We start from the raw sequence: 22,888 nt of genomic DNA, 5'->3' as shown, positions 1-22,888 counted from the left end.
CGAGCAGGGGCAGGGAGTACTGAGGGCGGCGGAGAGGACCGGGGATCCGTCAGACATCGCGGTGGGTGAAGAGCAGGGCAGCGACGGCTCCCACCGCCAGCAGCCAGCCGCACAGAACCAGGGGCCCGGTCCAGGGCGTGAACACCGTGTCGGCCCCCGGGAGGTAGAGCAGCTGCCCGGCCCGGTCCGGCAGCCAGCGCGCGTGCTCGGTGAGCCCGCCGAGCAGAGGTGAGACGATCAGGACCAAGGCCAGTACCAGTACCAGCGGTGGCAGGAGTGCGCGCGCCACCACCGCGAGTAGGTGGGCCAGCAACCCGAGCAGGGACAGGTAGACCGCCGCTCCGACCAGCCGCCAGGGGGAAGCCCCGCCGAGCAGGCTCCCCTCCGTGACCAGCCATGCGCTTGTCAGCGCGGCACCCACGGCGAGGGCCCCGGTGAGAGCGCTGACCATCAGACAGGCGGCGGACTTGGCCGCCAGCAGTACAACGCGCCGCGGGGTCGCGGCCAGGGTGGTGCGGATCTGGCCACCGGCGTACTCGCTGGCCGTGGTCAGGACCCCCAACAGCACGGTGCCGATCTGGAGGAACACGATCAGACCGAAGACGGTCGAGGCCGCGTCCGCCGGACCGTGCTCAGGGTCGGCTGTGAGCGCTGCCATCCCCGCGGAGACCGCGATCGTGCCCAGCACGGTGGCGCGGGCCGCGGGCAGGGTGACGAGCTTGACCAGTTCGGCGGCGAAGGTGCGCGCGGCCTCGATTCCGGGTTCGGGTTCGGGGAAACGCATGGGTACGGGGACGTGTTCGGCGTCGGAACCCGGCGCGGCACGGCGGCTCATACGTCCCTCCGGTGCAAGACGACGGCGGCGATGACCAGCATCCCGGCTGCCCAGGCCGCCATCACCAGTCCGCCCGGCAGCGGGGCGAGCAGGAGCTCGGGGTCGACGAACAGGTCCGGGTTCGGGCCGAGCATCATGGCGGTCCCGGCGAGGTCCGGCAGGTACCGGGCCAGGCGGGTGACGTCCGACAGCAAGAGCGAGAACGACACCAGGGAGCTGTTCACGATGAGCAGGATCAGCGGAATGATCCCGTTGCGGGTCAGGGTGGTCAGCGCTAGGGCGAGCAGCGCGGTCAGCGCCCAGTAGGCGAAGACGCCGAGCGAGCGGGCCGCGAACTCGTCGGTCCCCACGGTTTCGGTCGCCGCGTCACCGATGACGCTCTGGGCCAGGATGAGGCTGGCCGGGATCGTCACGGCGGCGGTGAGCGCTGACAACGCCGTGACGACGGCGGCCTTGGCTGTCAGCACGGACAGGCGGTTCGGGGCCGCGGTGAGGGTGGCGGTGATCTGCCGCCCGCCACCGGCGTCGCTGCTGTTGGCGGTGTACTCGCTGCTGATGACGACCACCCCGAGGACCACCGCGCCCACGGTGCCCAGCGGTACGGCCGCAAAGACGGTCTCGATCGGCGAGGTGTCGGCGACGAGCTCGGGGTTGCCCGACGCCACGGCGTTGCGGACGCTGAACGAGTTCAGCAGGGTGACCGCGAGCGATCCGAGGATCGCCACCGCCAGCCCGGCGAACACGGCGGGCAGGGTGAGGGCCTTGCGCGTCTCCGCGCTCACCTGACGGAGAAGGTTCACCGGTGGCCCCCGTCGGATGCGTGGGCTCCATCAGTCAGGGCGAAGAAGGCCTCCTCCAGATTCCCGTACCCCGCGGTGACCTCCCGCAGTGGTCCAGTGGTGGCGATCCGGCCGCCGGAGATCACCACGAGGTCATCCGCGATCTCCGCGACCTCGCTCATCAGGTGGCTCGACAGCAGCACCGTGCCCCCGGCGTCGGCGTGTGCGCGCAACAACCGCCGGAGCCACCGGATGCCCTCCGGGTCCAGGCCGTTGACCGGCTCGTCCAGCACCAGAACCCCGGGTTCGCCGAGCAGAGCCGCGGCCAATCCGAGGCGCTGCCCCATCCCCAGGGAGAACCGGCTCACCCGCGTCCGACCCACGTCGGCCAGCCCGACCTGTTCGAGGACCTCCCCGACCCGTTGGCGCGGAATCCCGTTGCTGCGCGCCACCCAGGCCAGGTGGTCGCGGGCGGTCCGGGACCGGTGCGCCCCGGAACCGTCCAGTACCGAACCCACCGTCCGCAGTGGCGAGCGCAGACTCCGGTAGGGGAGCCCGTCGACCAGCGCGCTGCCGCTGGTAGCCCGGTCCAGTCCCAGCAGAATCCGCAGTGTGGAGGACTTGCCGGCGCCGTTGGGGCCGAGGAAACCGGTCACCCGGCCGGGCTCGGCGCGGAAAGTCACGTCGGAGAGGATGACGCGGGACCCGCGCCGTTTGTTGAGGTTGTCTATGGACAGCATGGCGCCATGCAAACACCGCGGCCCGGGGCCGGGCATCGGGCCGTGGACCGGACCTGGCCGCCCGACCAGGACCCCGGTCTCTCAGACCCAGGTCCGATGTCCAGCCGGAAGTGCGCTCCTAGAATCAGGACAGTGCAGAACCTCAGACCGTCCCGAGCCCCGCGCCTGTGGCTGATCCCCGTACTTGCGCTCTGCGCCGTGGCCCTGGTGGCCCTGACCACGGGCAGCAGCGGCAGCGGCACCGCCGTCCTCGCCCTGATGGCGGTGGTCGCCACGGCCGCCACCGGGGTGACGACGTGGACGGTGCTGCGTGCCCGCCGCCAACGTGAGGAGTACGAACAGCGACTGGCGGCCTGGGCGGGGGAGCGGGCCGTCCAGGAGGAGCGGATCCGGATCGCCCGTGACCTGCACGATCTGGTCTCCCACGGGCTCGGCACCGTCACCGTGCGCGCTGCGGCGGCGGCCAGGGCGACCGGCCCGGCGGGTCCCGAGGAGCGGGTCACCGCGCTGGCCGACATCGAGGAGGTCAGCAGGCGCACCACCACCGAGCTGCGACGCATGCTCACCGTGCTGCGCTCCACCGACCCCGAAACTGCCCCGGTACGGCCCGCCGAGACCCTGGAATCCCTGCCCGGGATCGTCCGGGCAGCACAGGAGCAGGGCCTGACCGTCACCCTCGATCTGCCTGAACTCGGCTCGGTCTCACCCGGGGTGCAACTCACACTCTGCGCCGTGGTCCGCGAGGCGCTCAACAACACCGCCCGACACGCGGGACCCACCACGGTCCGGGTGAGCGTGCGCCGAGCGGACCGCTCGATCCTGGTCTCCGTGGCCGACGACGGACCGGCAGCTGACTGGGAACCCCGCCCGGGCGCCGGTTACGGGCTCATCGGCCTGCGCGAACGCGTCCGTGCCCTCGGCGGTACCCTCGACACCACCGGCCCCGGGGGAGAGAGTGCAGCGGGCTCGGACTCCCCGGCCACCAGTTCCGCCGAACTTGATTCCACGGGTACGGCCTCCACGGGCATCGGCTCCTCGAACTCTGGTTCTCCGGAGACCGGTCCTTCGGGCACCGGCTTCGTGCTCACCGCGCGGATCCCCGACCGGGAGGCGTCGTGACCGGGACCGACCTCGACACCAGCACCAGCAGCACCGCGAACCCGGCCCTAAGGGTGCTGGTCGTGGACGACCAGCCCCTGCTTCGGCACAGCCTCACCCTGCTCATCGACGCCGCCCCCGGCATCTCCGTGGTCGGCCAGGCGGGCACCGGGCGCGACGCCGTGGCGCTCAGCCGCGACCTGGCCCCCGACGTCGTCCTCATGGACATCCGCATGCCCGGCGGCGACGGGATCGAGGCCACTCGGTCGATCACCGCCGACCCCGACCAGGCCCGAACCAGGGTGCTGGTGCTGAGCATGTTCGAACTTGACGAGTACGTCCACGCGGCCCTGCGAGCCGGGGCCAGCGGGTTCCTGCTCAAGGACGCCCACCCCGACCAGCTGGTCGACGCCATCCGCCGCACCCACGCCGGGGAGTCCCTCCTGGCGCCCAGCATCCTCACTCGGGTGGTCGAGCATTTTTTGCACGGCCCCGGCGCAGCCCCCGCGCGAGGGCTCGACGGTCTCACCGAACGCGAAACCGAGGTCCTGGCCCTGGTCGCCCGCGGGCTCTCCAACGCCGAGATCGCCGCCGCACTCACCATCTCTGTCAAGACCGTCAAGACCCACATCGGTAACCTGCTCGCCAAACTCGCTGCCCGCGACCGCGCCCAGCTGGTCATCGCCGCCTACGACAGCGGCCTGGTCACCCCGCCCTGAACCGGTTCCCTGTACCCCGGTACGAGGCGACTGCGGAAGGGACGGTGCTGACGCCCCCGGGGTCGGTCACTCCGGTCGGCTGCGCCCGAGGGCGGGGCGCGATCAAGGGGAGTGGACTGACCCTGCCAGGTCGGCCATCCGGCGCGCCGAGCCCAGGTCATTGCGTTCGTTCATGTGTCCCTTCTCGTGAGCGGAGGCGGGAGCGGGCAGCGTGTTTCCCTGGGAGGTGTTCCCCCGGAAGGGGGAGGGGACCCGCTTCCGGGGGAGGCGGGGTAGGGGCCGGGCCAGCACTCTGGGGGCAGATCCGACCACGACCAGGGAGTGAAGAGATGGCGTTCAGTTCCAGGAGCCCGAGCCCCGGAAATCAGGGGTTGCGGGGGCAGCGGCCACACGGGCCGGTGCGGTGGCCCGCGTACACGATGGCTGTGCTGTTCCTCGGGTACGCGCTGGGCAAGGCCGTCCGCGCCGTGCAGGGGCGGCTCGGCTTCCCGGGCGGGCCGGACCCCTCCGCCGGGGACTACGAGCGGTACTCCCAGGTGGTCGATGTGGCCACAGCTCAGTGGATGGCTGTGGCCACGGGACTCTTCGCCGCCGCACTGGTCCTGGCAACGGTGATCACTGCGGGCCGCCGGATTCCGCGCCCGCTGATGCTGGTGCTGCTGGCCCTGGTCCTGCTGGGGGTCGGATCGGGTGCCGTGATGGTCGCGGCCGGAGGGTTCTTCGGCCTCGGCGCGGACTGGGAGTGGTACCAGGCGCTGGCCGGGATCTGTGTGACGGCCCTGTTGGCGGTGACCACCTGTTCCTACGCCAGGGCGACCGCGCCCGTGCCGGGACCCGCCGAAAAGGACCTGACCGAGACCGGCACACCTGGCTAGAGTGCGGCTTTCGGGCCGAGAACGCGGCAAGAAGGCGGGAGCGTGAAGCAGCGGGTACGGGTGCACAAGGTCAGGACGCGCGGTGACGAGCTTCGGGTGCTCCGGGCCGAACCCGGACCGGGGCGATTGGCGCTGCGCGATGACCACTACTGGCTCTCGATGTACGCGGATGGGTTCGGAACAGCGCAGCTCATCGCTTTGTGGTCACTGGCGGCCCGCTCCGCCTACTCACTGGTCTACCTGCCGATCCGGGCCAACCAGGCTCCTGGCGGCGGTGAGAGCGAGAGTGAGCCGGTCATGCTCGACCTCGTCCTGGCCCACCACAGCCTCCAGTTCCCGGCCTCCTCCTGGAAGCGGGTGCGCGCAAGGCTCGGCAGGGGCGTACCCCACACCGCCTCCACCCCGGACGACGACATACCCGGCTACTCTGACATCGACCACGCACGACACTGGTACCGGGAGTACCGGGACCACTTCGACTTCGATATCGCCGCGCACACCCTCTTCATCAAGGGCAGCGCCCGCGCCTTCCGCGAGTACGGCGCCGAACTGCGCCGACTTGCGGACGACGGCCCCGCCCAACTGCAGTACGTCTCGGAAACCGGATACTTCGACGTCGAGCTCTACCACGGCAGTCCGCACGGGTACTCCTGCAAGAACGTCCCCGGAAGCCTGTACATCCATTACTGCGCACCCTGGCAAGTCTGATCGGCACCTTCGCTCCCGGATTCCGGGAACTGACTTCGGGGAAGGGTCCTTGAGGCATCGGACGTCGACGCGAGGGGGCGTGATGGCCAGGCGTGAACAGGCCCGGTACCCGGCCGGGGTGCCCTGCTGGGTGGAGCTCACCGAAGCCAACGGCGAACTCTCGACCTCGTTCTTCGGGGACCTGCTGGGATGGCGGTTCGAGGACCGCGCACCCGAGGGCGCGGCGGCGCCGTACTTCGTGGCGAGCCTGCCCGACCAGGACGGAGACGTCGCGGGGTTCGGCTCACTGCTGGCCGAACCCGTCCAGAACCCGGTGTGGACCACCTACGTGCGGGTGGACAGCGCTGATGAGTCGGCCGAGCGGGTGAGCACGGCCGGTGGCACCGTCCTCCAGGGGCCGACGGACGTCGAGGGCATCGCCCGGGTGGCGGTCTGCACCGACCCCGCGGGGGCCCGGTTCGGCCTCTGGGAAGCGCGGGGGAGCGGCGGCGCCCACCTGGTGAACCGGCCCGATACCTGGAACTTCAGCAACCTCGTGACCTCCGACCCCGAGGCGGCGGCCGACTTCTACGGGAAGGTGTTCGGCTGGCGGACCCAGAACGTGCGGTTCGGGGGCGGGGCACAGGACGCCACGATGCTGCTTCTGCCGGGATACGGCGACTTCCTGGAGGAACTGGCGCCGGGAACCAAGGACCGGCACACCGAGTCCGGTGCACCCGAGGGGTTCTCGGACGCGGTTGGCTGGCTGTCCGCGGTGCCTTACGAGGCTCTCGCCGAAACCGTTGCGCAGTGGGCGGTGGAGTTCTCCGCCGCCGACGCGGAGTCGGTCCTGATCCGCGCGGCACAGCTCGGCGGCACCGTCGTCACACCCCTGGCCGACATGGGCGGTATGCGCTACGGCGCCTTCCAGGACCCGAGGGGCGCGGCCATGGCGATCAACGAGTTCCACCAGCCGCCGACCTGAGCGGGGCGGAGACCCGAGGCGCCGTGTTCAACGATACGCGCGCGGTGTCTCCCGCTGCTCCGCGTCCCGAATCCTGTGGCGCGGGGCTGATCGGCCAGTGCAGGGGCACGAGTCCGGAACCGGGCCGGGTGGAGTTATCCACAGGCGAAAGATCGCCCCTTGCCGCCGGTGAACCCGCTGCGCAGACTTGGATTCGGGAGGGCCGTCCATCCCGCCTCTCCCCTCCATCGAGCAGTAGGGACGGTCATGCCGGAAGCCATGTTCGACACGCACGCCTGCCTCGACGCGGTCGTGATCTACACCGACCGGGTTGAGGAGTGCCGGGACTTCTACGCCTCGCTCGGCCTGTCCTTCGGCGAGGAGCGCTACCCCCTCGCCGACGGGCTGATGCGCTACTCCTGCCGGATGCCCCTGGGCCCCGTCCTGGAGATCCACCCGACCACGCACGACCACCGCACCAGCGACCTTCGGCTGAGCCTCGCCCTGGCGAGGGCTGATACCAACCCACCGCTCTCCCCGGGCGAGCACCTGCTCACCGACCCCGACGGCCGCAAGGTGGACGTGACCGTCCTGTGAGCCCGCGCCCCTGCCCCCGTCCCGTACCCCGACCTCGAACCCGTTGCCCTCCCCGGCACCAGTCCTCGCACCCTCCCTGGCCGCCGCCTCCTCACTGGTATTCGTGCCTGCCTGGGGTCAGCGCTGGGTGAGTTTCGGGGAGACGGTGGTCCACACGTCGGCTCGGCAGGTGAGTCCGCAGGAGCCGGGTCCCGGTGCCGAAACCCGGCCGGTCCTGGGCCGCCGGGTATGTGAGAACGGTCTGACCGCCCACGCCGAGGCCGAGGACCAGGGTGTTCCGGTGGGGCGGACCCGGTGTGTTCGCTGATCCGGGCTCTGGCTATGGTTTCTCGAAGTCAGAGAGTGAGGGGTGGCCATGCCGACGAACACCGGAACCACCGCGGGGGCGCGGGACGTCCACACGCACCAGCGCGGGGCCTGGCGGTCCCTGCTCGTCGTGTGCCTGGGCATGATGATGACGTTCGTGAACATCACCGCCACGTTCGGTGCGCTGGCCTCCATCCAGCGCGACCTCGCCCTGACGCCGACCGCCGTGGTCTGGGTGACCAGCGCCTACTCCCTCGCGGTCGCCAGCCTGGTGCTGTCCGCGGGAACCCTCGGCGACACCCTCGGGCGGCGCGCGGTGTTCGCCGCTGGGGTCACCCTGATGGGGCTGGGCAGTCTGGGCGCCTACCTCAGCGACTCGGCACTCCCCCTGATCTCCGCGCAGGCGGTCATGGGCGCGGGCGGCGCACTGGTCCTCCCCAACAGCCTGGCCCTGGCCGCCCACCCCTTCCGCGAACCCCACCGGCGGACCCAGGCGATCAGCGCGTGGGTGGCGTGCTCGGGGCTGGGCCTGGCCGCCGGCCCGGTCGTGGCGGGCGCGCTGATCGCCCTGTACACCTGGCACGAGGTCTTCCTCATCAACGTCGTCCTGGCCGTGGTCGTCCTGGCCCTGATCCCGTTCCTGGTGCTGGACAGCCGTCAGCCCGGGCGGACCCTGGACCTGCCCGGACTGATCCTGGGCACCCTCACGGTCACGGCGCTGACCTACGCGGTGATCGAGGGCGGCGAGGCCGGGTACGCGTCCGCGTGGGTGCTGACCGCCTCCGCCGTCTTTGCTTTCGCCCTGGCCGGGTTCGTGTCGGTCGAACTCCGCCGCCGCGGCCCGATGCTCGACCTGGGCCTGTTCCGCTCGGCGTCGTTCAGCACCGTGATGGTCACGGGTGCGACCGCGATGTTCGCGTTCACCGGGGCGCCGATGGTCCTGGTTCTGTACCTGGACCGGGTCCAGCAGGTCTCCGCCCTGGGGGTGGGTCTGCGGGTACTGCCGTTGTTCTGCGTGTACATCCTGGTCAGCCTCCTGGCGGCGCGGGTGGTGCGCCGCTTCGGCTTCCGGGTGACCCTCACGACGGGTCTGCTCGTGTGCTCGGCCGGGACCCTGCTCCTGTACGCCTGGTTCGCCACCGGCGCGGGGGTGCCGCTGTGGGCGGCGCTGTCGGTGATCGGCCTGGGCGGAGGGCTCACCCTGGCCCCGACCACGGCGGCCGCGGTGGCCGGGGTCGAACACGACCGGGGCGGGATGGCCAGTGCCACCGTCAACATGTTCCGCCAGTTCGGCGCGGTGCTGGGGGTGAGCGTGCTGGGCACGGTCCTGGCCGTCACCGGGTCCTACACCCTGACCCTGCTGATTCCCTGCGCGCTGATGGCGGTCACCGCGGTGGGTACCGCCGCGCTCGTGGAGGGGCGTCTCGGTAGGTGAGCGCTTTTGTGAGCACTCACAAGAGGGCCTGTGTGAGTGCCCGGAGAGAGCGCGGCGGAGCGCTCAGAGGTCGCGGGTCACCTGAGGCACGGACTCCGCTCGGGCGACGTCGGCGCTGATCTCTCCCGCCGCGGCCAACAGCAGCGGCAGATGGTGCTGGATCAGGTGGTCCAGCGAGGTCTCGGCGGAGTGGGTGTTGACGTTGACCGCCGCGAACACCCGGCCCTGGCCATCTCGCAGCGGAGCCGCCACTGAGCGGATCCCCAGTGCCAGGTGTTCGTCGGTCAGCGCCCACCCGCGGGCCCGCACTTCGCGCAGCACCGCGTCGCGCTCGTCCTGGTCGGGCCGCCACCGGGGCTCCAGCCCCGAGCGGGTCGGCTCGTCGAGCACCCCGGCCACCTCATCGGCGGGCAGCGCGGACAGCAGCACCTTGCCCAGGGAGGTCGGCAGCGCCGGGAAGCGCGTGCCGATCTGCACGGCCAGGGTGACGATCTTGGGCACCGCGACCCGGGCGACGTAGACGATGTCGGACCCGTCCAGCTGCGCGATCGAACACGACTCACCCGTGCCCTCGGACAGCTTCTCCAGGTGCGGGTGGGCGATCTCCCACAGTCCGGTCGAACGCACGTAGGCCATGCCCAGCTCCAGCACCCGCGGCGTGAGCGCGAACCCCGCGCTGTCCGGGCGCACGTACCCCAGCTCCTGCAGGGTGAGCAGGATCCGCCGTGCCGTCGGCCGGGCCAACCCGGCCTCCTTGGCGACCTCCGTCAGCGTCATCACGGGCCGCTGCGGATGGAAGGCCCGGATCACGTCCAAGCCTCGTGCCAGGGCCTCGATGAAGTCAGGCCCGGTACCCTCGCGCGGCATGCTCTCCCCCGTCGGTGTCATGGATGCGCCAGCATATCCGCGGGCCGTCAGGGAGGTCGGACGCCCCGATACCACATGGTTCACGCGGTCTTCGCCGTCCTCCTAGCCGGCGTGGGTGCTCGCGTCTCGGTAGTCGGTGTAGGTGTAGGGATTGTCCAGCACCTTCGACTCGGGGATGTCCGGGTTCATGCCCGCGGCCCACTCCTGCTCGCCGATGGTGGAACGCAGATAGTCGACGGTGGCGCCCACATCCGCGCGTACCGCCGCCAGGTCCGCGTCCACGAGCCGGTGCTTGTACTTGACCACCCGGCCGTCCACCAGCACCGTGTGCACGTCACCGCGCTGAGCCTGGAAGACCACGTGGCCGTAGGGGTTCAGGATCGGGAACGAGACGGGCGAGTCGTCGTTGCGGATGAGCACGAGGTCGGCCTTGGCCCCGGGGGCGATCCGGCCCAGGTCGTCGCGGCCCAGCGCGGCCGCCCCGCCCCGGGTGGCCCACTCCGTCACCTGTGCCGCTCGCAGCGCCGAGTGCGTGACGGTGTTCCCCTGGCGCTGCGCCTCCAGGTGCTCGCGGGAGCGGTCGGCGCTCAGCGTGGAACGCATGGCGCTGAACAGGTCGCCGCTCCACCACATACTCGTGTCCATGGACAGCGACACCGGGATGTCGTGCCTGCGGATCGTCCAGGTCGGCGGGTAACCCTGACCGGCGCTCTGCTCGCTCTCGGTGGACACCGACACCGAACCCCCGGTCGCGGCGATGCGCTGGTAGGAGTCATCCGACAGCGAGGCGGCGTGCACGTAGACGGTCTCGGGTCCCATGAAACCGTTCTCGTGCATGAGCTTGATGCTGTTGTCGCCGGTGGCGCCCCACACCCCGGCGTGCGTGGTGACGGGCAGTCCCAGCTCCCGGGCCACCTCGAAGGCGGGCTTCTCGGGGAAGGACGGGTCGCCGGTGACGTCGAAGGCGATCTGGAGGTCGAACAGGTCACCGCCGCGGTGGCGCTCCACGAAGGACCGGAACTCGGGGGTCGCGCTCCACTCGGCGGGTGCCTGCTGGATGTTGCCGTAGGCCAGCACGTAGCGGCCGGGCACCGACTTCAGGCCTTCCACCGCGGCTTCGGCGTGGTCCGGGGTCTGTAGCCCGTGGGACCAGTCCACGACCGTGGTCACCCCGGCCTCCAGCGCCTCCAGGGCGGCGAGGGTGTTGCCCGCGCGCACGTCCTGGGGGCGGAAGTGCTTGCCGTGCTCCAGGTAGTTCCATACGAAGTACTGGGTGAGGGTCCAGTCGGCGCCGTAACCGCGCATGACCGTCTGCCACATGTGCCGGTGGGTGTCGATCATCCCTGGCATGACGATGCCGCCGCGTGCGTCGATCTCCGCGGTGCCCACGGGAACCGACAGGTCCGGGCCCACCGCGCTCACCCGGTCGTCGACGACCAGGACGTCGGAGCTTTCCAGGACTGTTCGTGCGGCGTCCATGGTCAGGACCGTGCCGCCGCGCAGTACGACGGGGCGGCCTGAAGGGAAAGCGGTATGCGCGTTCATGGGGGAGTCTCTCCTCGATGTTGAAGCTCTCCTGGTTGACGCTATCCGGCTGAGGCACGGCTGCATCACCGATGTTTCGGACGAAGGTCCGCTGTGCGAAGGTGTTCCCCGCAGTGTCCCCACTCGCCGGCGTCCGTCAGGACAACACCGCACTCCGGAAAGCGGCCACCGGAATCGGTATGAACCACCTGCGCGAAATGACCCTCAACGGCGGTCCGCGAATGGTTTTCGGGTTCCCTGGCCCCGCGGTGGCCGGGTGGCTTTTTCGGTCCCCTGTCCGGGGATGATCTTGCTACCAGGAGCAAGTTCGGCGCCGAACTTGCTCCTGGTAGCAAGATCACCGGGGATCTGAGGGTTAGGGAAACAGCGGACCGTCCCGAGCGCGGGTTTCGGGCACCCGTACCTACCCTGTACTGCCCCCGTACCCGTACAGCAACAGCAACAGCCAGGGGATGAGGTGCCCGGCCGGGGCGGAAGAGGGTGCTGTGGTATCGGGAAGAGTGATCGGCCGTGACACGAGTGCCGATGGGCGCAGAGCTGGGGAGCTCCCTCTGAAGCTGCCGCTTGTCGGTCTGGGGAGTTCCTCGGCCGACTCCGGACCAACGGAGGTCACGTGGCCCGCTACCGGGGTGAGCTGCGCCGGGTGGTGGACGAGCAGGAGGCGCTGACGCGCGTCCGTCTCACCGAACTCATCGCCGAAGGGTAGGAGGAGGCCGGTGAGTTCACCGCGGCCGACCCCGAACGGGGCCCTCGTCATCCTGGTCGTCATCGACGGGCTGCACGCCTTCGCCAACAGTGACACCCGGGTCGAGCACCCGGTACTGAACGGACTGGTGCAGTCCGTGGCCGAACACGAACTGGACCTGCCCCGGGCACACTGAAGCCGCGCTGAGGGCTCTGCCCCCAGCGCGGCTGATCATCTTTCCCTCCCCGGCTTCTACCGCAGGCGCGGGGTACGGGGCGGTTCCTGGCGGCGCTCTCCCGTCGCCTCGAAAGCCGCCGCGATGCGCAGCAGGCGCGCGTCGTCGTAGGCGCGTCCGGCGAAGGTGAGTCCCACCGGCATGCCGGTGTCGGGCATCGTGCCCATCGGGACCGTCACCGTGGGGATGCCCAGGTGGCGCCAGACCAGGTTGCCGTTGGCCACCCACACCCCGTTGCGCCAGGCGATGTCGGCGGACTCCGGGTTCACGTCGGCGTCGGCCGGAGCCACGTCGGCCACTGCCGGGAAGGCGATCGCGTCCAGGCCCAGCTCGTCCAGCCAGTCCTCGAAGTCGATCCGGCGGGTGCGCTCCAGGCCCCGGACGCCCTCTTCCAGGTGTGGGATATCGGTGAACGACGAGATGCCCGTGCGGCGCACAAACTCCGGGTAGGCGGCGATGTCGTCGTCGAACCCGTGGTAGCGGTCCGGCAGCGCGCCCGGGACGTCCGGGAAGATCCGCGTGCCGTCCACCTGGCCCAGATCGTTCAGCTTCGGGTCGCCGTTGGCCTGGAGGAAGTCCTGCCAGGCCCACGCCGACAGGTCCAGCAGCTCGCGGTCCAGGTACTCCCGGCTCACCAGCCCCCGGGACTTGACGGTGGGGGAGCCCGGGCGGTCGCCCTCGTAGTTGGTCACCACGGGCAGGTCGGTGTCCTGGACCGAGACCCCGGAGGCCTCCAGGTCGGCCCGGGCCTCCTCCCACAGCCACAGCACGCTGGGCCGGGTGGCCACCCGCTGCCCGGTCGGCCCGCCGATACCGGGGTTCTCCGCGGTACCCGCCTCCGGGTCCCGGCCCGTGTAGAGCCGTGGCGCGCCGATCCGCAGCCCGGACAGCACCTGCCGCCCCGCGTCGGCGTCGGCCACGGCCAGGTCGGAGAAGCGGGCGGGCCGCACCCTGGACGCCGGAGGGATCTCGATCCACGGCTGGCAGCGCCAGAAGTCCCCGCGGCTCTCGGTGTCGTCCGCGACGACGACCTCCAGCAGCTCCAACATGTCCGCCATGGTGCGGGCGTGCGGAACCACCACGTCCATGGTGGGCACCAGCGGCCAGTTTCCCCGGATGGAGATCGCGCCCCAGGACGGGGTGTAGGCGCACAGCGCGTTGTTGGACGCGGGCGCGCGCCCGGAGGACCAGGTCTCCTCGGCCAGGCCGAAGGCCGCGAAGCTGGCCGCGGTGGCGGTCCCCGAACCGTTGGAGGAACCGGAGGCGAAGGCCGAGGTCAGATAGTCGCCGTTATAGGGGCTCTCAGCGCGCCCGTACACACCGCGCTGCATGCCACCGTTAGCCATGGGCGGCATGTTGGTCAGCCCGATCAGCACCGCCCCGCTCTCCCGCAGCCGTCCTACGGTGAACGAGTCGCGCTGGGCGATCAGGTCCTCGAAGGCGGGCGACCCGGCCGCGACGGTCAGACCGCGGGCCTGGTAGCTGTCCTTGGCGGTGAAGGGGATGCCGTCCAGCGGGCCCAGGGCCTGCCCGCGCGCCCGGCGTTCGTCAGACTCCCGGGCCTCGGCGAGGGCCTCGGGGTTCATCACCACCATGGCGTTGAGCCGGATCCCGCCCTGGTCGTAGGCCTCGATCCGGGCCAGGTAGGCGCGCACCAGCGCCTCGCTGGTGACCCGTCCCCGTTCCAGGTCCGTGCGCAGCTGCGCGATCGGGGTCTCGACGACGTCGTAGTGCTCGGTCATAGCGTTGTTCTCGGTCACAGGGTCCTCCACTGGGCTCGCGGGGCGGGCTGCTGCTGGGTGATGCAGTGGATGCCGCCACCGAAAAGGAAGATGTCGCGGGCGTCGACCAGTTCGATCCGGCGACCCGGGTAGGCCTCGGCCAGGATGCCTGCGGCGACCTCGTCCTGCGGGTCGTCGAAGGCGCACAGCACCACGACCCCGTTGGCGACATAGTGGTTGATGTAGGACCAGTCGACGAACTCGCCGTCCTCGTCCCGGATCTCCTTGGGTGCCGGTACGTCCACGATCCGCAACGGCTCGCCGTCGGCGTCCACGGCCTGCTCCAGAACCCCGCGCAGGTCCCGGGTGACTTGGTGGTCCGGGTGGCGTGGGTCGTCCTGGCGGTGCAGCAGCACGGTGCCCGCTTCGGTGAAGGCGGCGACGATGTCCACGTGCCCGCGGGTGCCGAACTCGTCGTAGTCGCGGGTCAGCCCGCGCGGCAGCCACACGGCGTGGGCGGTGCCCAGCCTGGCGTGGACCTCCGCCTCGACCTCCGCCCTGCCCAGGTCCGGGTTGCGCCCCGGGTCCAGCTGGACGGTCTCGGTGAGCAGGACCGTGCCCGAACCGTCCACGTGGAAGCCGCCGCCCTCGTTGACCAGCGTGCTCGGCATCCGCCAGACCCCCGCGAGCTCGGCCATCCGACCGCCCACCAGCCGGTCCGACTCCCAGGCCGCCCAACCCTGGGCGCCCCAGCCGTTGAACACCCAGTCCACACCCCGGACCTCACCGCCCGGCCCGTGTACGAAGGTCAGCCCGATGTCGCGCATCCAGGCGTCGTCCAGCGGCATCACCGCGGTCTCGATCCCGCCGCCGAGCAACGCCCGGGCCGCCTCGGCGTCCTCGGGTGCGACCGCCACCGTCACGGGCTCGTGGCGGGCGATGGTGCGCGCCACCGTCGCCCACGCCCTGCGGGCCCGCTCCAGGGTGTCGCTTCCGGGCCGGCCGAAGGTGTCGTTGGCGGGCGGGAACGCCATCCACGTGCGTTCGTGCGGTGCCCACTCCGGCGGCATCACCGTGGCGGGCGAGGCGCCGCCGGACTGGTCGGCGGACTTGTGAGCGAACATCTCAATCCTTGTCATGGAACAGGGCGCCGGTGGTCCCGGGACCCGGAGCGGGGCCGGACCCGTGACGGATCCGGCCCCTGCACGTCGAGCCGCTAGCTCTCGGTGGGGTACTCCGTGGTCTCGAACCGGCGTCGGAAGAACTCGGGGCTGCGCAGGTACTGCACGACCATGGCCGCGCCCCCGATCACGAAGATGGCGACCCCCAGGACGAACACCAGCCCTACCCCGCCGATCTGCGATCCGGAGCCGTAGGCCGGGTCCATGGAGTCCCAAGCGGTCTGGAAGAAGAAGACGAGTAGCAGGAGCCCGCCCAGCAAGGGTGCCACCACCTTGGTCGCCAGGCTCCGCAACGACGCGGTGGCCTCACGGCGGAAGTACCAGACGCACGCGAGGGCGGTCACGCCGTAGTAGAAGCAGACCATCATGCCCAGCGTGGTGATGGTGTCCCACAGGACGTTCTCGGAGACCACGCGCATCACCGCGTAGAAGACCGAGGCGATCACTACCGCCACGACCGTCGCGTACCCGGGTGTCTTGTGCACCGGGCTGACCCGGGCGTACTTCGGGGAGAGCGCCCCGTAGTGGCCCATCGCGAGCATCGTGCGCGCCGGGGAGATCATGGTGGACTGGAGTGAGGAGGCCGAGGAGGACAACACCGCCAGCGACATCAGGACCGCGAAGGGACCCATCACCGGACCGGCCAGCGCCGCGAAGATGTTCTCCTGGATGTCGGGGTTGCCCAGGCCGAACTCACCGTCGGAGACACCCGCGAAGGAGAGCGTGGCCACCGACACCGCCATGTAGAGCGCCACGACCACCAGGATGGTGGCGATGGCCGCCTTGCCCGGGGTGCTCGTCGCGCCGCGGCTCTCCTCGTTCATCGTCACGACCACGTCCCAGCCCCAGTAGATGAAGACCGAGAGCGCCACTCCGGCGGCGAAGGCGGAGAAGGACTCGACCCCGAACGGGTTGAACCACTCCAGCCGCACCGGGGTGGCATCGAACGCAGATCCAGCTCTGACCTGCATGAACGCGGCGATCGAGAACCACGCCAGCACCACCAGCTGGAAGGTGACCAGGATGTACTGGAAGGCCTTGGTGGCCTCCAGCCCCCGGTAGGAGATCCATGCGGCGGCCGCCATGAAGGCCAGGCAGGTCGCGATGTTGATCGGCACGTTGCGGGTCAGGGCGGCGATCTGCTCCTGCCCGGTCAGCTGCGCGATCGCCAGGTAGAAGAAGTCGACCGCGATGCCCGCGAGGTTGGACAGCACCAGGATGGTCGCGGCCAGCAGGCACCAGCTGGCCATCCACCCGATCCAGGGGCCGAAGGCCCGGGAGCCCCACGTGAAGGTGGTGCCCGAGTCCGGCATGGCCTTGTTGAGCTGCCGGTAGCCGATCGCCACCAGCAGCATCGGAACGAAACCGACCAGCAGGATCGCGGGCAGGTGCTCACCGACGGCCGAGGCGGTCGGGCCCAGGGCACCGGAGAGCGTGTAGGCCGGGGCGATGGTGGAGACGCCGATGACCAGACCTCCCAGGAGCCCGATGGCTCCCTTGCTGAGGCCCTTCCAGTTGTTCGGAGTGTCGGCACCTGCCTGCGCGGGCCGATCGGTGGTGTGGGTCATGGGTACTTCCTGATGGTCGCCGGGATGGGTGTCGGCGCCGACGGAGCGACGCCGCGGGAACCGGTGAGCGGGGTGGGCCGAGCTCACCAGGGGGTGGGGTTCACGCGCCGTTGCGCTTCCCCAGGTATGGCGGGTGTCCGGTCGCGATCTCACCGAACACTCACCCGGGTCATCCGTCTCAGCCGTTCGCGGCGAGGATGGCCTCCGCGGCGCGACGGCCCTGGCGCAGCGCCCCGTCCACGTGCTGGTAGCCCTCGGCGGCCAGGTCCGAGCAGGCCCAACTGATCGGACCCACCGGGGTGCTCTGGTCGGCCCCGTAGCGGTGCAGCCCGCCCAGGTCGTAGCTGGCGGCGTAGGCGCCGCGGGTCCACTCCTCGGAGGCGAAGTCCGACTCGAAGTACACGGTCGGCTCCAGCGCCTCCTCACCGAGGTAGTTGGCAAGGGAGCGCAGGATCGCGGCGCGGCGCTGCTCCGCGGGCTGACGGAAGAGGCCGTCGGCGATCTCGTCGGAGACGAAGGCGACCAGGGTGCCGCTGGTGTCCCCGTGGTTGGTGTTGTCGTACACCTCCTGGCACAGCTCCTTGGCGCCGAAGCCGGTGCCGGACAGGCCCTTGTCCCGCCAGAACGGGCGCTCGTAGACGGCGTGCACCTTGATGACCAGACCCATCGAGGTGTGCTGGTGCATCTGCTGCTGGAGCCACGGCAGGGCGGGCTCGAAGGAGATCCGCGAGTAGAGGTTGGGCGGCACGGCCACGACCACGTGGTCGGCCCGCACGGTCACGCGCTCGGACCGGACCAGGACCCGGCCGTCGGCCTCGTCCTCGCTCCAGCGGATGGTCCGCACCGGGGTCTCCAGGAAGACCGTGCCCTCCTCCAGGGCGGCGGCGATGTTCTGCGAGACCGACTGCATACCGCCCACCACACGGCGGTCCAGGATGAAGTCCTCGTCCACGAGGTTGGAGAACGACCCGGCCGAGGCGGCCATCAGGACCGCCTGGAGCGCGGAGAACGCGTGGGCGGGCTTGGTGAGCATGCCCCCGGCCATGAAGATGCCGATGTTCTCCCGGGCGGCCTCGTCGTCGGTCTGTTGGCGCAGCCACTCGGTGAACGTGACGGTGTCCAGCTCGCGGGCGAGCGGATGGGCCCAGGGGCGCTCGACGCCGATCTCGGCGACCAGCTTGTCCAGGGTCGCGATGACCCGCTCCATCTCGGCCTCGGTGTGTTCACCGGCGGGGAACATGTCCCCGTTGAACTCGTGCCGGGAGCCATCGGCGGCCAGGTAGACGCTCGAACCCTCGCGGTGGCGGGGGTAGGTGCTCATCCCCAGCTCGTCCAGGAGCCCGAGGAGCTCGGTCTGGTCGGGCGAGACCCACTGGCCGCCGATCTCCAGGAAGGCGCCGTCGATCTCGCGGGACCAGGTGCGACCGCCCACGCGGTCCCGGGCCTCCAGGACCGCCACGGACCGGCCGGAGGCCTGGAGGGTGCGTGCGGCCATCAGCCCAGCGGGGCCGGCGCCCACGATCACGACATCACGATCGAGGATCTCGTCGCTGCCGATGACGTGTGTGCCACTCATGGGTGTGCTCCTTCGAACATCAAAATGAACTGCATTCATTAACGGATAAGACGTCCCCGATGTCAAGTGGCTCACACTCGCCATCAGGGGGTCGAAGAGGCCGGTCAGCGGGCTGAAGGCCCGCCATCGCGCCGATCTGACGCGTTCGCGTCGCTTCTACACTTGAGGGGGAATCTGGTTGGTGCCCGGTCGGACGGACAACAGGAAGTAGGCGTCAGTGACCCAGCAAGCGCGCAGCGGACGAGGAAGGGGCAGGCCCTCCTCACCCATCCTGTCCCGCGAACGCGTCAGCCAGGCGGCGATCCGGATCGTCACCGACCAGGGCTACCGCCACCTGACCATGGCCTCACTGGCCCGCGAGCTCGGTGTGGCGGCCTCGGCCCTGTACAACCACGTCGCGTCCAAACGCGACGTGCTGGTGCTCATCCAGGACCGCATCAACGAACAGATCGACTGCTCGTCCTTCGGTACCGAACCCTGGGACCAGGCGCTGCGGGACTGGGCGCGCTCCTACCGGCAGTGCTTCATGGAGCACACCGCGCTGATCCCGGTCATGGCGGTGCTGCCCGTGGCTGACTCGCCCCAGACGCTGCGCATGTACGAGCGCGTCACCCGCGCCCTGCACGACGCCGGGATCGTCGGCGCGGACGCCGTGGACATCATCGTCGGCATCGAGGCGCTGGTCTTCGGTGCCGCCTACGACGCCACCGCCCCGACCGACATCTTCGATCCAGGCAGCCTGGAGGACCTGGCCCCGACCTTCATCCGCTTCGCCGCCCAGCGCTCGCCGGACCCCCGGGCGGCCGCCGACCGGGCCTTCGAGCTCGCGCTCGACGCCTTGATCAGCGGCCTGCGCCAGAAGTTCACCGGCACCGGAGCCGACTGAGGCCCGGGCCGCCGAGTCAGGCCGTTGTCACGCCTCCAGGGCGTGCATGACGTGCTTGACCCGGGTGTACTCCTCCACCGAGTACAGCGACAGGTCCTTGCCGTAACCGGAGGACTTGAAGCCGCCGTGCGGCATCTCCGCGGTGAGCAGCACGTGCGTGTTCACCCAGACGCAGCCGAAGTCGAGGTCGCGGGTCAGGCGCATGGCGGCGCCGTGGTCGGCGGTCCAGACGCTGGAGGCCAGCGCGTACTCCACATCGTTGGCGAGCCGGACGGCCTCCTCCTCCGAGCTGAAGGTCTGCACGGTCAGGATCGGCCCGAAGGTCTCCTCCTGGACCAGCTCGTCGTCCTGGCGCACGCCGGTGATCACGGTCGGCTCGACGTAGAAGCCCTTGGAGCCCTCGACGGCCCTGCCGCCGGTGACCACGGTGGCGTGCTCGGGGAGCCGCGCGAGCTTGTCGGTGACCGAGGCGAAGTGGCGGGCGTTGTTCAGCGGGCCGAAGTCGTTCTGGGACTCGTCGGGGTTACCGGTCCGCGTCGCACGCGCGGCCTCGGCGAGCAGCTCCACGAACTGGTCGTGCGCACTCTCCTCAACCAGCACCCGGGTGACGGCGGTGCAGTCCTGGCCGGCGTTGAAGGTGCCGAACTCCACCAGCGCCTTGGCGGTGGCGGGGAGGTCGGCGTCGGCGAAGACCACCGCGGGGGCCTTGCCGCCCAGCTCCAGGTGGCCGCGCTTGAGGTTCTTGGCGGCTGAGGCGGCCACGTGCTGGCCCGCGCGGACCGAACCGGTGATCGAGACCATCACGGGCTCGGGGTGCTCCACCATGAGCTGTCCGGTACTGGCGTCGCCCAGGACCACGTTGAACACGCCGGCCGGGAAGATCTCCCCGATTAGCCGGGTGAGGACCAGGGTGGACTCAGGGGTGGTGTCCGAGGGCTTGAGCACGATGCAGTTGCCCGCGGCCAGGGCGGGGCCGATCTTCCACACCGCCATGAGCAGCGGGTAGTTCCACGGGGCCACCTGGGCCACGACGCCGACCGGCTCGCGGCGGATATAGGAGGTGTGGCCCTCCATGTACTCCATCGCCGCGCGGCCCTCCAGGGTGCGCGCGGCCCCGGCGAAGAAGCGCAGGTGGTCCACGCCCATGCCGATCTCCTCCTGGGAGATGAGCCAGCGCGGCTGACCGGTGTTGCGGTGCTGGGCCTCGACGATCTCGTCGGTATGGGCCTCCACTGCGTCGGCGAGCTTCAGCAGCAGGCGCTGGCGCTCGCCGGGCGTGGCCTTCTTCCAGGTGACGAAGGCGTCACGGGCGGCGCCGAAGGCGGCGTCGACGTCGACCTGGTCGGAGACAGGGGAGACGGCCACCGTCGTTCCGTCCGCGGGGTTGACGACGTCGAGGTGCCCCTGTCCGTGTGCGTCGACGAATGTGCCGTTGATGAAGTTCTGCAGGCGGCTGCCCATGATGTCTCCTAGGCCACAGTTAAATGATCACCATTCATTTTAGGGGCAGATGTAGTGAGCGGCAACACAACACTCTGTCGAGGGGCCGCACACGGGCCCCGAATCCGCCTCAATGCCACGGTCCCGCCGGAGGTCGCGGAGCATCTGGATCCTGGGGCGCGGGGGCGGTGAAAGCGGCCGCTGTCCGGTCGCCGGTCTGTGCCAGACTCTGCTGCGTATCGGGGTGAAAACACCCCGAACCAGACGGGAAGAGGGTCGGGTTCGGTGGCCAGGCGGATCGAACGGCACACGGTGGGCGACAAGGCTCTGGAGGAGGCCGCCGAAGGCTTCTTCGACGAGGTCAGCCGTGATGTCCGGTACCAGCAGGAGAGCGGGCGCAGCGGCTCCGGGTGGAGGATGATCGCCGACGACCTGCTGGACTACGCGGGCGCGTGTTCGGTGGCCGTGCCGCGAACCGACGCCGACATCCGCGTCGCCCTGTACTCCGCGGCCGAGGCGCGCGTGGGCGGACTCAAACTGGACGGGGCGCCCAGCTCCGCCGAGTTCTCGGTCCACCTCACCTACACCGGCACCGGCGTCTTCTACCAGTACTTCGACGAGGAGAGGGAAGAGGAACCCCGGGGCCAGACCAGGGTCTTCCTCCCGGACTGGGCCGAGGCGCTCTACCTGTGTGTCATCGCCGACCTCCATGACAGCAACGAGGGCACCTTCATCCAGTTCGCGGCCGCCTTCGCGGAGAACGAGGTCCTGCACCGCGCGCTGACCTACTACCTCTTTCCGAGGCTGGGCGCCGAGCGGGAACAGGTTCTGCGCTACGCGGAGGCTGCGATGGAACCCTTCTTCGCCTCCCTGGGCAGGGAACTCGGGGAACGGCACCCCGACTACGACTCGGTCAGTTCCGACCTGCTCTTCCTGCACGCCCTGCTCTCCCGGAACGAGGAGGGTTTCTGGGAGCTCATGGCCTTCCGCCTGGAGTGGCTCCGGGAACGGCTCCAGGGCGGCGGGTCACCGAAGTCCCTGCTGCCGGTGCCCGAACTCGCCTTCGCGGCCATGGCTGTACGGATCGAGGGTTGGCAGATGCCGTTCGAGTCCGACTACCTGCCCAGGCGGTTGGTCGAGGGGGAGCGCCGGTACAGCAGCGCCCGGGTCGGTCCCTACGGGGCCGACAAGGATCCCGAGGCGCTGCGCAAGCGAGAGAACGGGCGGCTGACGGTCGAACGTCCGACCGGAAGCTTCGCCACGGAGCGGGGCGTGGAGAACCTCTTCAGGTACCAGGACCGGGACCTCCAGCAGGTCCAGGAGCTCGCGGACCGCCCCGACCGGCTGGTACACGAGTTGCAGCACCACGCCGCACGCGAGTTCTCCGGCTTCCGGGTCTACTCGGTGGTCGACCCGCAGGCACGGCACCCCCGGCAGATCGCCGCCCTGAACCACGCCTCGCAGTACACCGCCGCGGTCTTTGCGAGCGTGACGGGGAAGCGTGGTGAGACGGTCGAGGCGACCATCGGCGAGACCGCGGTGACCCTGCCCTGTGCCGAAACGACCCAGGAGATCTCCGAGTACGCGCGCCGGTCCGCAATCGAGTACGCCCTGCTCTCGGGCTCGCTGGAGCGCCTGGACACCCTGGTGGGCCACCCCCTGAACGCCTTCCTGGCCGACGGGGAAGGGCGTTGCAACGAGGTCAACACCCTCTACAGCATCGCGCTGCTCTCCGTCCTGAAGGCGGAGCGGGCGCGCGGCTGGCGACGCTGGACCGGGAACGAGACCCGGCCCGGGAACGGAGCGGTGCGGGCGGCGATGGACGACGCCGTCGCCGCGCTCGCCGACTACCGCGTGCCGGACTACCCGCCCCCGCCGGTGGTGCTGCTCTCCCAACTGGTGGCGGGGGACCGGGAGGGGTTCGACCTTGCCCTGACCGACGCCCTGGAGGTCCACCGGGACGTGTGCGGTATCGGCAACCGGGTCGACGACTCCGACAGCCTGATCAACCCGCACGTCCTGGCGCTTGTCTGCCTGGCCCGGGCCCAGGGCTGGGAGGTCCGGCTCGACAGCGACTACCTGCCCCAGGGGGTGCTCGACCGGGCCGCCGCGATGTTCGGCTGAGCGATCCCCTCTGGCGCGGGTCCTG

The 22,888-nt window shown here is 70.3% G+C and carries 20 protein-coding genes; 10 read left to right on the top strand and 10 right to left on the bottom strand.

Annotation, left to right across the window (positions count from 1 at the left end):
- Nucleotides 1-49: 49 nt before the first annotated feature.
- The 3 genes from D457_RS0118295 to D457_RS32850 are packed head-to-tail and all read right to left on the bottom strand — an operon-like array spanning nt 50 to nt 2,354.
- Nucleotides 50-835, bottom strand: a complete 786-nt coding sequence (locus D457_RS0118295) for an ABC transporter permease (protein ID WP_017582120.1) — start codon at nt 833-835, stop codon at nt 50-52.
- The gene (locus D457_RS0118290; RefSeq protein WP_017582119.1) at nt 832-1,617 is read right to left on the bottom strand and encodes a hypothetical protein; all 786 of its coding nucleotides are present in this window, start codon (nt 1,615-1,617) and stop codon (nt 832-834) included. Before D457_RS0118290 ends, D457_RS0118295 begins: the two co-directional genes overlap by 4 nt.
- A 14-nt stretch (nt 1,618-1,631) precedes the next feature.
- Nucleotides 1,632-2,354 carry an ABC transporter ATP-binding protein gene (locus D457_RS32850; protein ID WP_017582118.1) on the bottom strand — a complete coding sequence of 241 codons (723 nt, stop codon included), beginning with the start codon at nt 2,352-2,354 and terminating at the stop codon, nt 1,632-1,634.
- A gap of 132 nt (nt 2,355-2,486) precedes the next feature.
- Here D457_RS32850 and D457_RS0118280 point away from each other — a divergent pair, with 132 nt between their 5' ends.
- The 7 genes from D457_RS0118280 (at nt 2,487) to D457_RS0118250 (ending at nt 9,035) form a co-directional block, all read left to right on the top strand.
- Complete coding sequence (locus tag D457_RS0118280) at nt 2,487-3,473, top strand: sensor histidine kinase (RefSeq protein WP_017582117.1); 987 nt, start codon at nt 2,487-2,489, stop codon at nt 3,471-3,473.
- Entirely contained in the window at nt 3,470-4,171 is a 702-nt protein-coding gene (locus D457_RS0118275; RefSeq protein ID WP_017582116.1) for a response regulator, read from the top strand. Before D457_RS0118280 ends, D457_RS0118275 begins: the two co-directional genes overlap by 4 nt.
- A gap of 419 nt (nt 4,172-4,590) precedes the next feature.
- Nucleotides 4,591-5,046: a hypothetical protein gene (locus tag D457_RS0118270; protein WP_239646144.1), complete on the top strand. Its 456-nt coding sequence runs from the start codon at nt 4,591-4,593 to the stop codon at nt 5,044-5,046.
- 42 nt (nt 5,047-5,088) lie between these two features.
- Entirely contained in the window at nt 5,089-5,754 is a 666-nt protein-coding gene (locus D457_RS32845) for a hypothetical protein (protein ID WP_017582114.1), read from the top strand.
- A gap of 82 nt (nt 5,755-5,836) precedes the next feature.
- Entirely contained in the window at nt 5,837-6,718 is an 882-nt protein-coding gene (locus D457_RS0118260; protein WP_017582113.1) for a VOC family protein, read from the top strand.
- Between the two features lie 246 nt (nt 6,719-6,964).
- Nucleotides 6,965-7,294, top strand: a complete 330-nt coding sequence (locus D457_RS0118255) for a hypothetical protein (RefSeq protein WP_017582112.1) — start codon at nt 6,965-6,967, stop codon at nt 7,292-7,294.
- A 355-nt stretch (nt 7,295-7,649) separates the two neighbouring features.
- Nucleotides 7,650-9,035 (top strand): MFS transporter, encoded by a 1,386-nt coding sequence (locus D457_RS0118250; protein ID WP_017582111.1) that lies wholly within the window; start codon nt 7,650-7,652, stop codon nt 9,033-9,035.
- 63 nt (nt 9,036-9,098) lie between these two features.
- Here the strand turns inward: D457_RS0118250 and D457_RS0118245 are convergent, their stop codons facing one another.
- Both D457_RS0118245 and D457_RS0118240 read right to left on the bottom strand, forming a co-directional pair.
- A complete protein-coding gene (locus D457_RS0118245; protein ID WP_239646143.1) occupies nt 9,099-9,923 on the bottom strand; it encodes an IclR family transcriptional regulator domain-containing protein in 825 nt (274 codons plus the stop codon).
- A gap of 81 nt (nt 9,924-10,004) precedes the next feature.
- Nucleotides 10,005-11,447, bottom strand: a complete 1,443-nt coding sequence (locus D457_RS0118240) for an amidohydrolase family protein (protein ID WP_017582109.1) — start codon at nt 11,445-11,447, stop codon at nt 10,005-10,007.
- A 716-nt stretch (nt 11,448-12,163) separates the two neighbouring features.
- Between D457_RS0118240 and D457_RS36230 the strand changes: the two genes are divergently transcribed.
- A complete protein-coding gene (locus tag D457_RS36230) occupies nt 12,164-12,328 on the top strand; it encodes a hypothetical protein (RefSeq protein ID WP_017582107.1) in 165 nt (54 codons plus the stop codon).
- Between the two features lie 56 nt (nt 12,329-12,384).
- Here the strand turns inward: D457_RS36230 and D457_RS0118225 are convergent, their stop codons facing one another.
- The 4 genes from D457_RS0118225 to D457_RS0118210 form a co-directional block, all read right to left on the bottom strand.
- Entirely contained in the window at nt 12,385-14,127 is a 1,743-nt protein-coding gene (locus tag D457_RS0118225) for an amidase (RefSeq protein WP_017582106.1), read from the bottom strand.
- On the bottom strand, nt 14,124-15,212 hold the full coding sequence (locus D457_RS0118220) for an agmatine deiminase family protein (RefSeq protein ID WP_017582105.1): 1,089 nt from the start codon (nt 15,210-15,212) through the stop codon (nt 14,124-14,126). The genes D457_RS0118225 and D457_RS0118220 overlap by 4 nt, the downstream gene beginning before the upstream one ends.
- A 92-nt stretch (nt 15,213-15,304) precedes the next feature.
- A complete protein-coding gene (locus tag D457_RS0118215) occupies nt 15,305-16,837 on the bottom strand; it encodes an APC family permease (protein WP_017582104.1) in 1,533 nt (510 codons plus the stop codon).
- Between the two features lie 178 nt (nt 16,838-17,015).
- Complete coding sequence (locus D457_RS0118210; protein ID WP_017582103.1) at nt 17,016-18,413, bottom strand: flavin monoamine oxidase family protein; 1,398 nt, start codon at nt 18,411-18,413, stop codon at nt 17,016-17,018.
- A gap of 217 nt (nt 18,414-18,630) precedes the next feature.
- Between D457_RS0118210 and D457_RS0118205 the strand changes: the two genes are divergently transcribed.
- A complete protein-coding gene (locus D457_RS0118205; RefSeq protein ID WP_017582102.1) occupies nt 18,631-19,299 on the top strand; it encodes a TetR/AcrR family transcriptional regulator in 669 nt (222 codons plus the stop codon).
- A 27-nt stretch (nt 19,300-19,326) separates the two neighbouring features.
- Here the strand turns inward: D457_RS0118205 and D457_RS0118200 are convergent, their stop codons facing one another.
- Nucleotides 19,327-20,760 carry a gamma-aminobutyraldehyde dehydrogenase gene (locus D457_RS0118200; RefSeq protein WP_017582101.1) on the bottom strand — a complete coding sequence of 478 codons (1,434 nt, stop codon included), beginning with the start codon at nt 20,758-20,760 and terminating at the stop codon, nt 19,327-19,329.
- A 264-nt stretch (nt 20,761-21,024) separates the two neighbouring features.
- Between D457_RS0118200 and D457_RS0118195 the strand changes: the two genes are divergently transcribed.
- Nucleotides 21,025-22,863, top strand: a complete 1,839-nt coding sequence (locus D457_RS0118195) for an immunity 49 family protein (protein WP_017582100.1) — start codon at nt 21,025-21,027, stop codon at nt 22,861-22,863.
- Nucleotides 22,864-22,888 lie beyond the last annotated feature (25 nt).

The sequence above is a fragment of the Nocardiopsis valliformis DSM 45023 genome, from assembly GCF_000340985.1.
GTDB classification, from domain to species: Bacteria; Actinomycetota; Actinomycetes; order Streptosporangiales; family Streptosporangiaceae; genus Nocardiopsis; species Nocardiopsis exhalans.
This window is presented reverse-complemented; position numbering and strand designations above follow the sequence as displayed.

Coding starts and splice junctions, on each gene's coding strand:
- D457_RS0118240 (WP_017582109.1), bottom strand. CDS start 11,447: ATGAACGCGCATACCGCTTTCCCTTCAGGCCGCCCCGTCGTACTGCGC.
- D457_RS0118250 (WP_017582111.1), top strand. CDS start 7,650: ATGCCGACGAACACCGGAACCACCGCGGGGGCGCGGGACGTCCACACG.
- D457_RS32850 (WP_017582118.1), bottom strand. CDS start 2,354: ATGCTGTCCATAGACAACCTCAACAAACGGCGCGGGTCCCGCGTCATC.
- D457_RS0118260 (WP_017582113.1), top strand. CDS start 5,837: ATGGCCAGGCGTGAACAGGCCCGGTACCCGGCCGGGGTGCCCTGCTGG.
- D457_RS0118200 (WP_017582101.1), bottom strand. CDS start 20,760: ATGGGCAGCCGCCTGCAGAACTTCATCAACGGCACATTCGTCGACGCA.
- D457_RS0118245 (WP_239646143.1), bottom strand. CDS start 9,923: ATGACACCGACGGGGGAGAGCATGCCGCGCGAGGGTACCGGGCCTGAC.
- D457_RS0118220 (WP_017582105.1), bottom strand. CDS start 15,212: ATGTTCGCTCACAAGTCCGCCGACCAGTCCGGCGGCGCCTCGCCCGCC.
- D457_RS0118255 (WP_017582112.1), top strand. CDS start 6,965: ATGCCGGAAGCCATGTTCGACACGCACGCCTGCCTCGACGCGGTCGTG.
- D457_RS0118210 (WP_017582103.1), bottom strand. CDS start 18,413: ATGAGTGGCACACACGTCATCGGCAGCGACGAGATCCTCGATCGTGAT.
- D457_RS0118215 (WP_017582104.1), bottom strand. CDS start 16,837: ATGACCCACACCACCGATCGGCCCGCGCAGGCAGGTGCCGACACTCCG.
- D457_RS0118295 (WP_017582120.1), bottom strand. CDS start 835: ATGAGCCGCCGTGCCGCGCCGGGTTCCGACGCCGAACACGTCCCCGTA.
- D457_RS0118270 (WP_239646144.1), top strand. CDS start 4,591: ATGGCTGTGCTGTTCCTCGGGTACGCGCTGGGCAAGGCCGTCCGCGCC.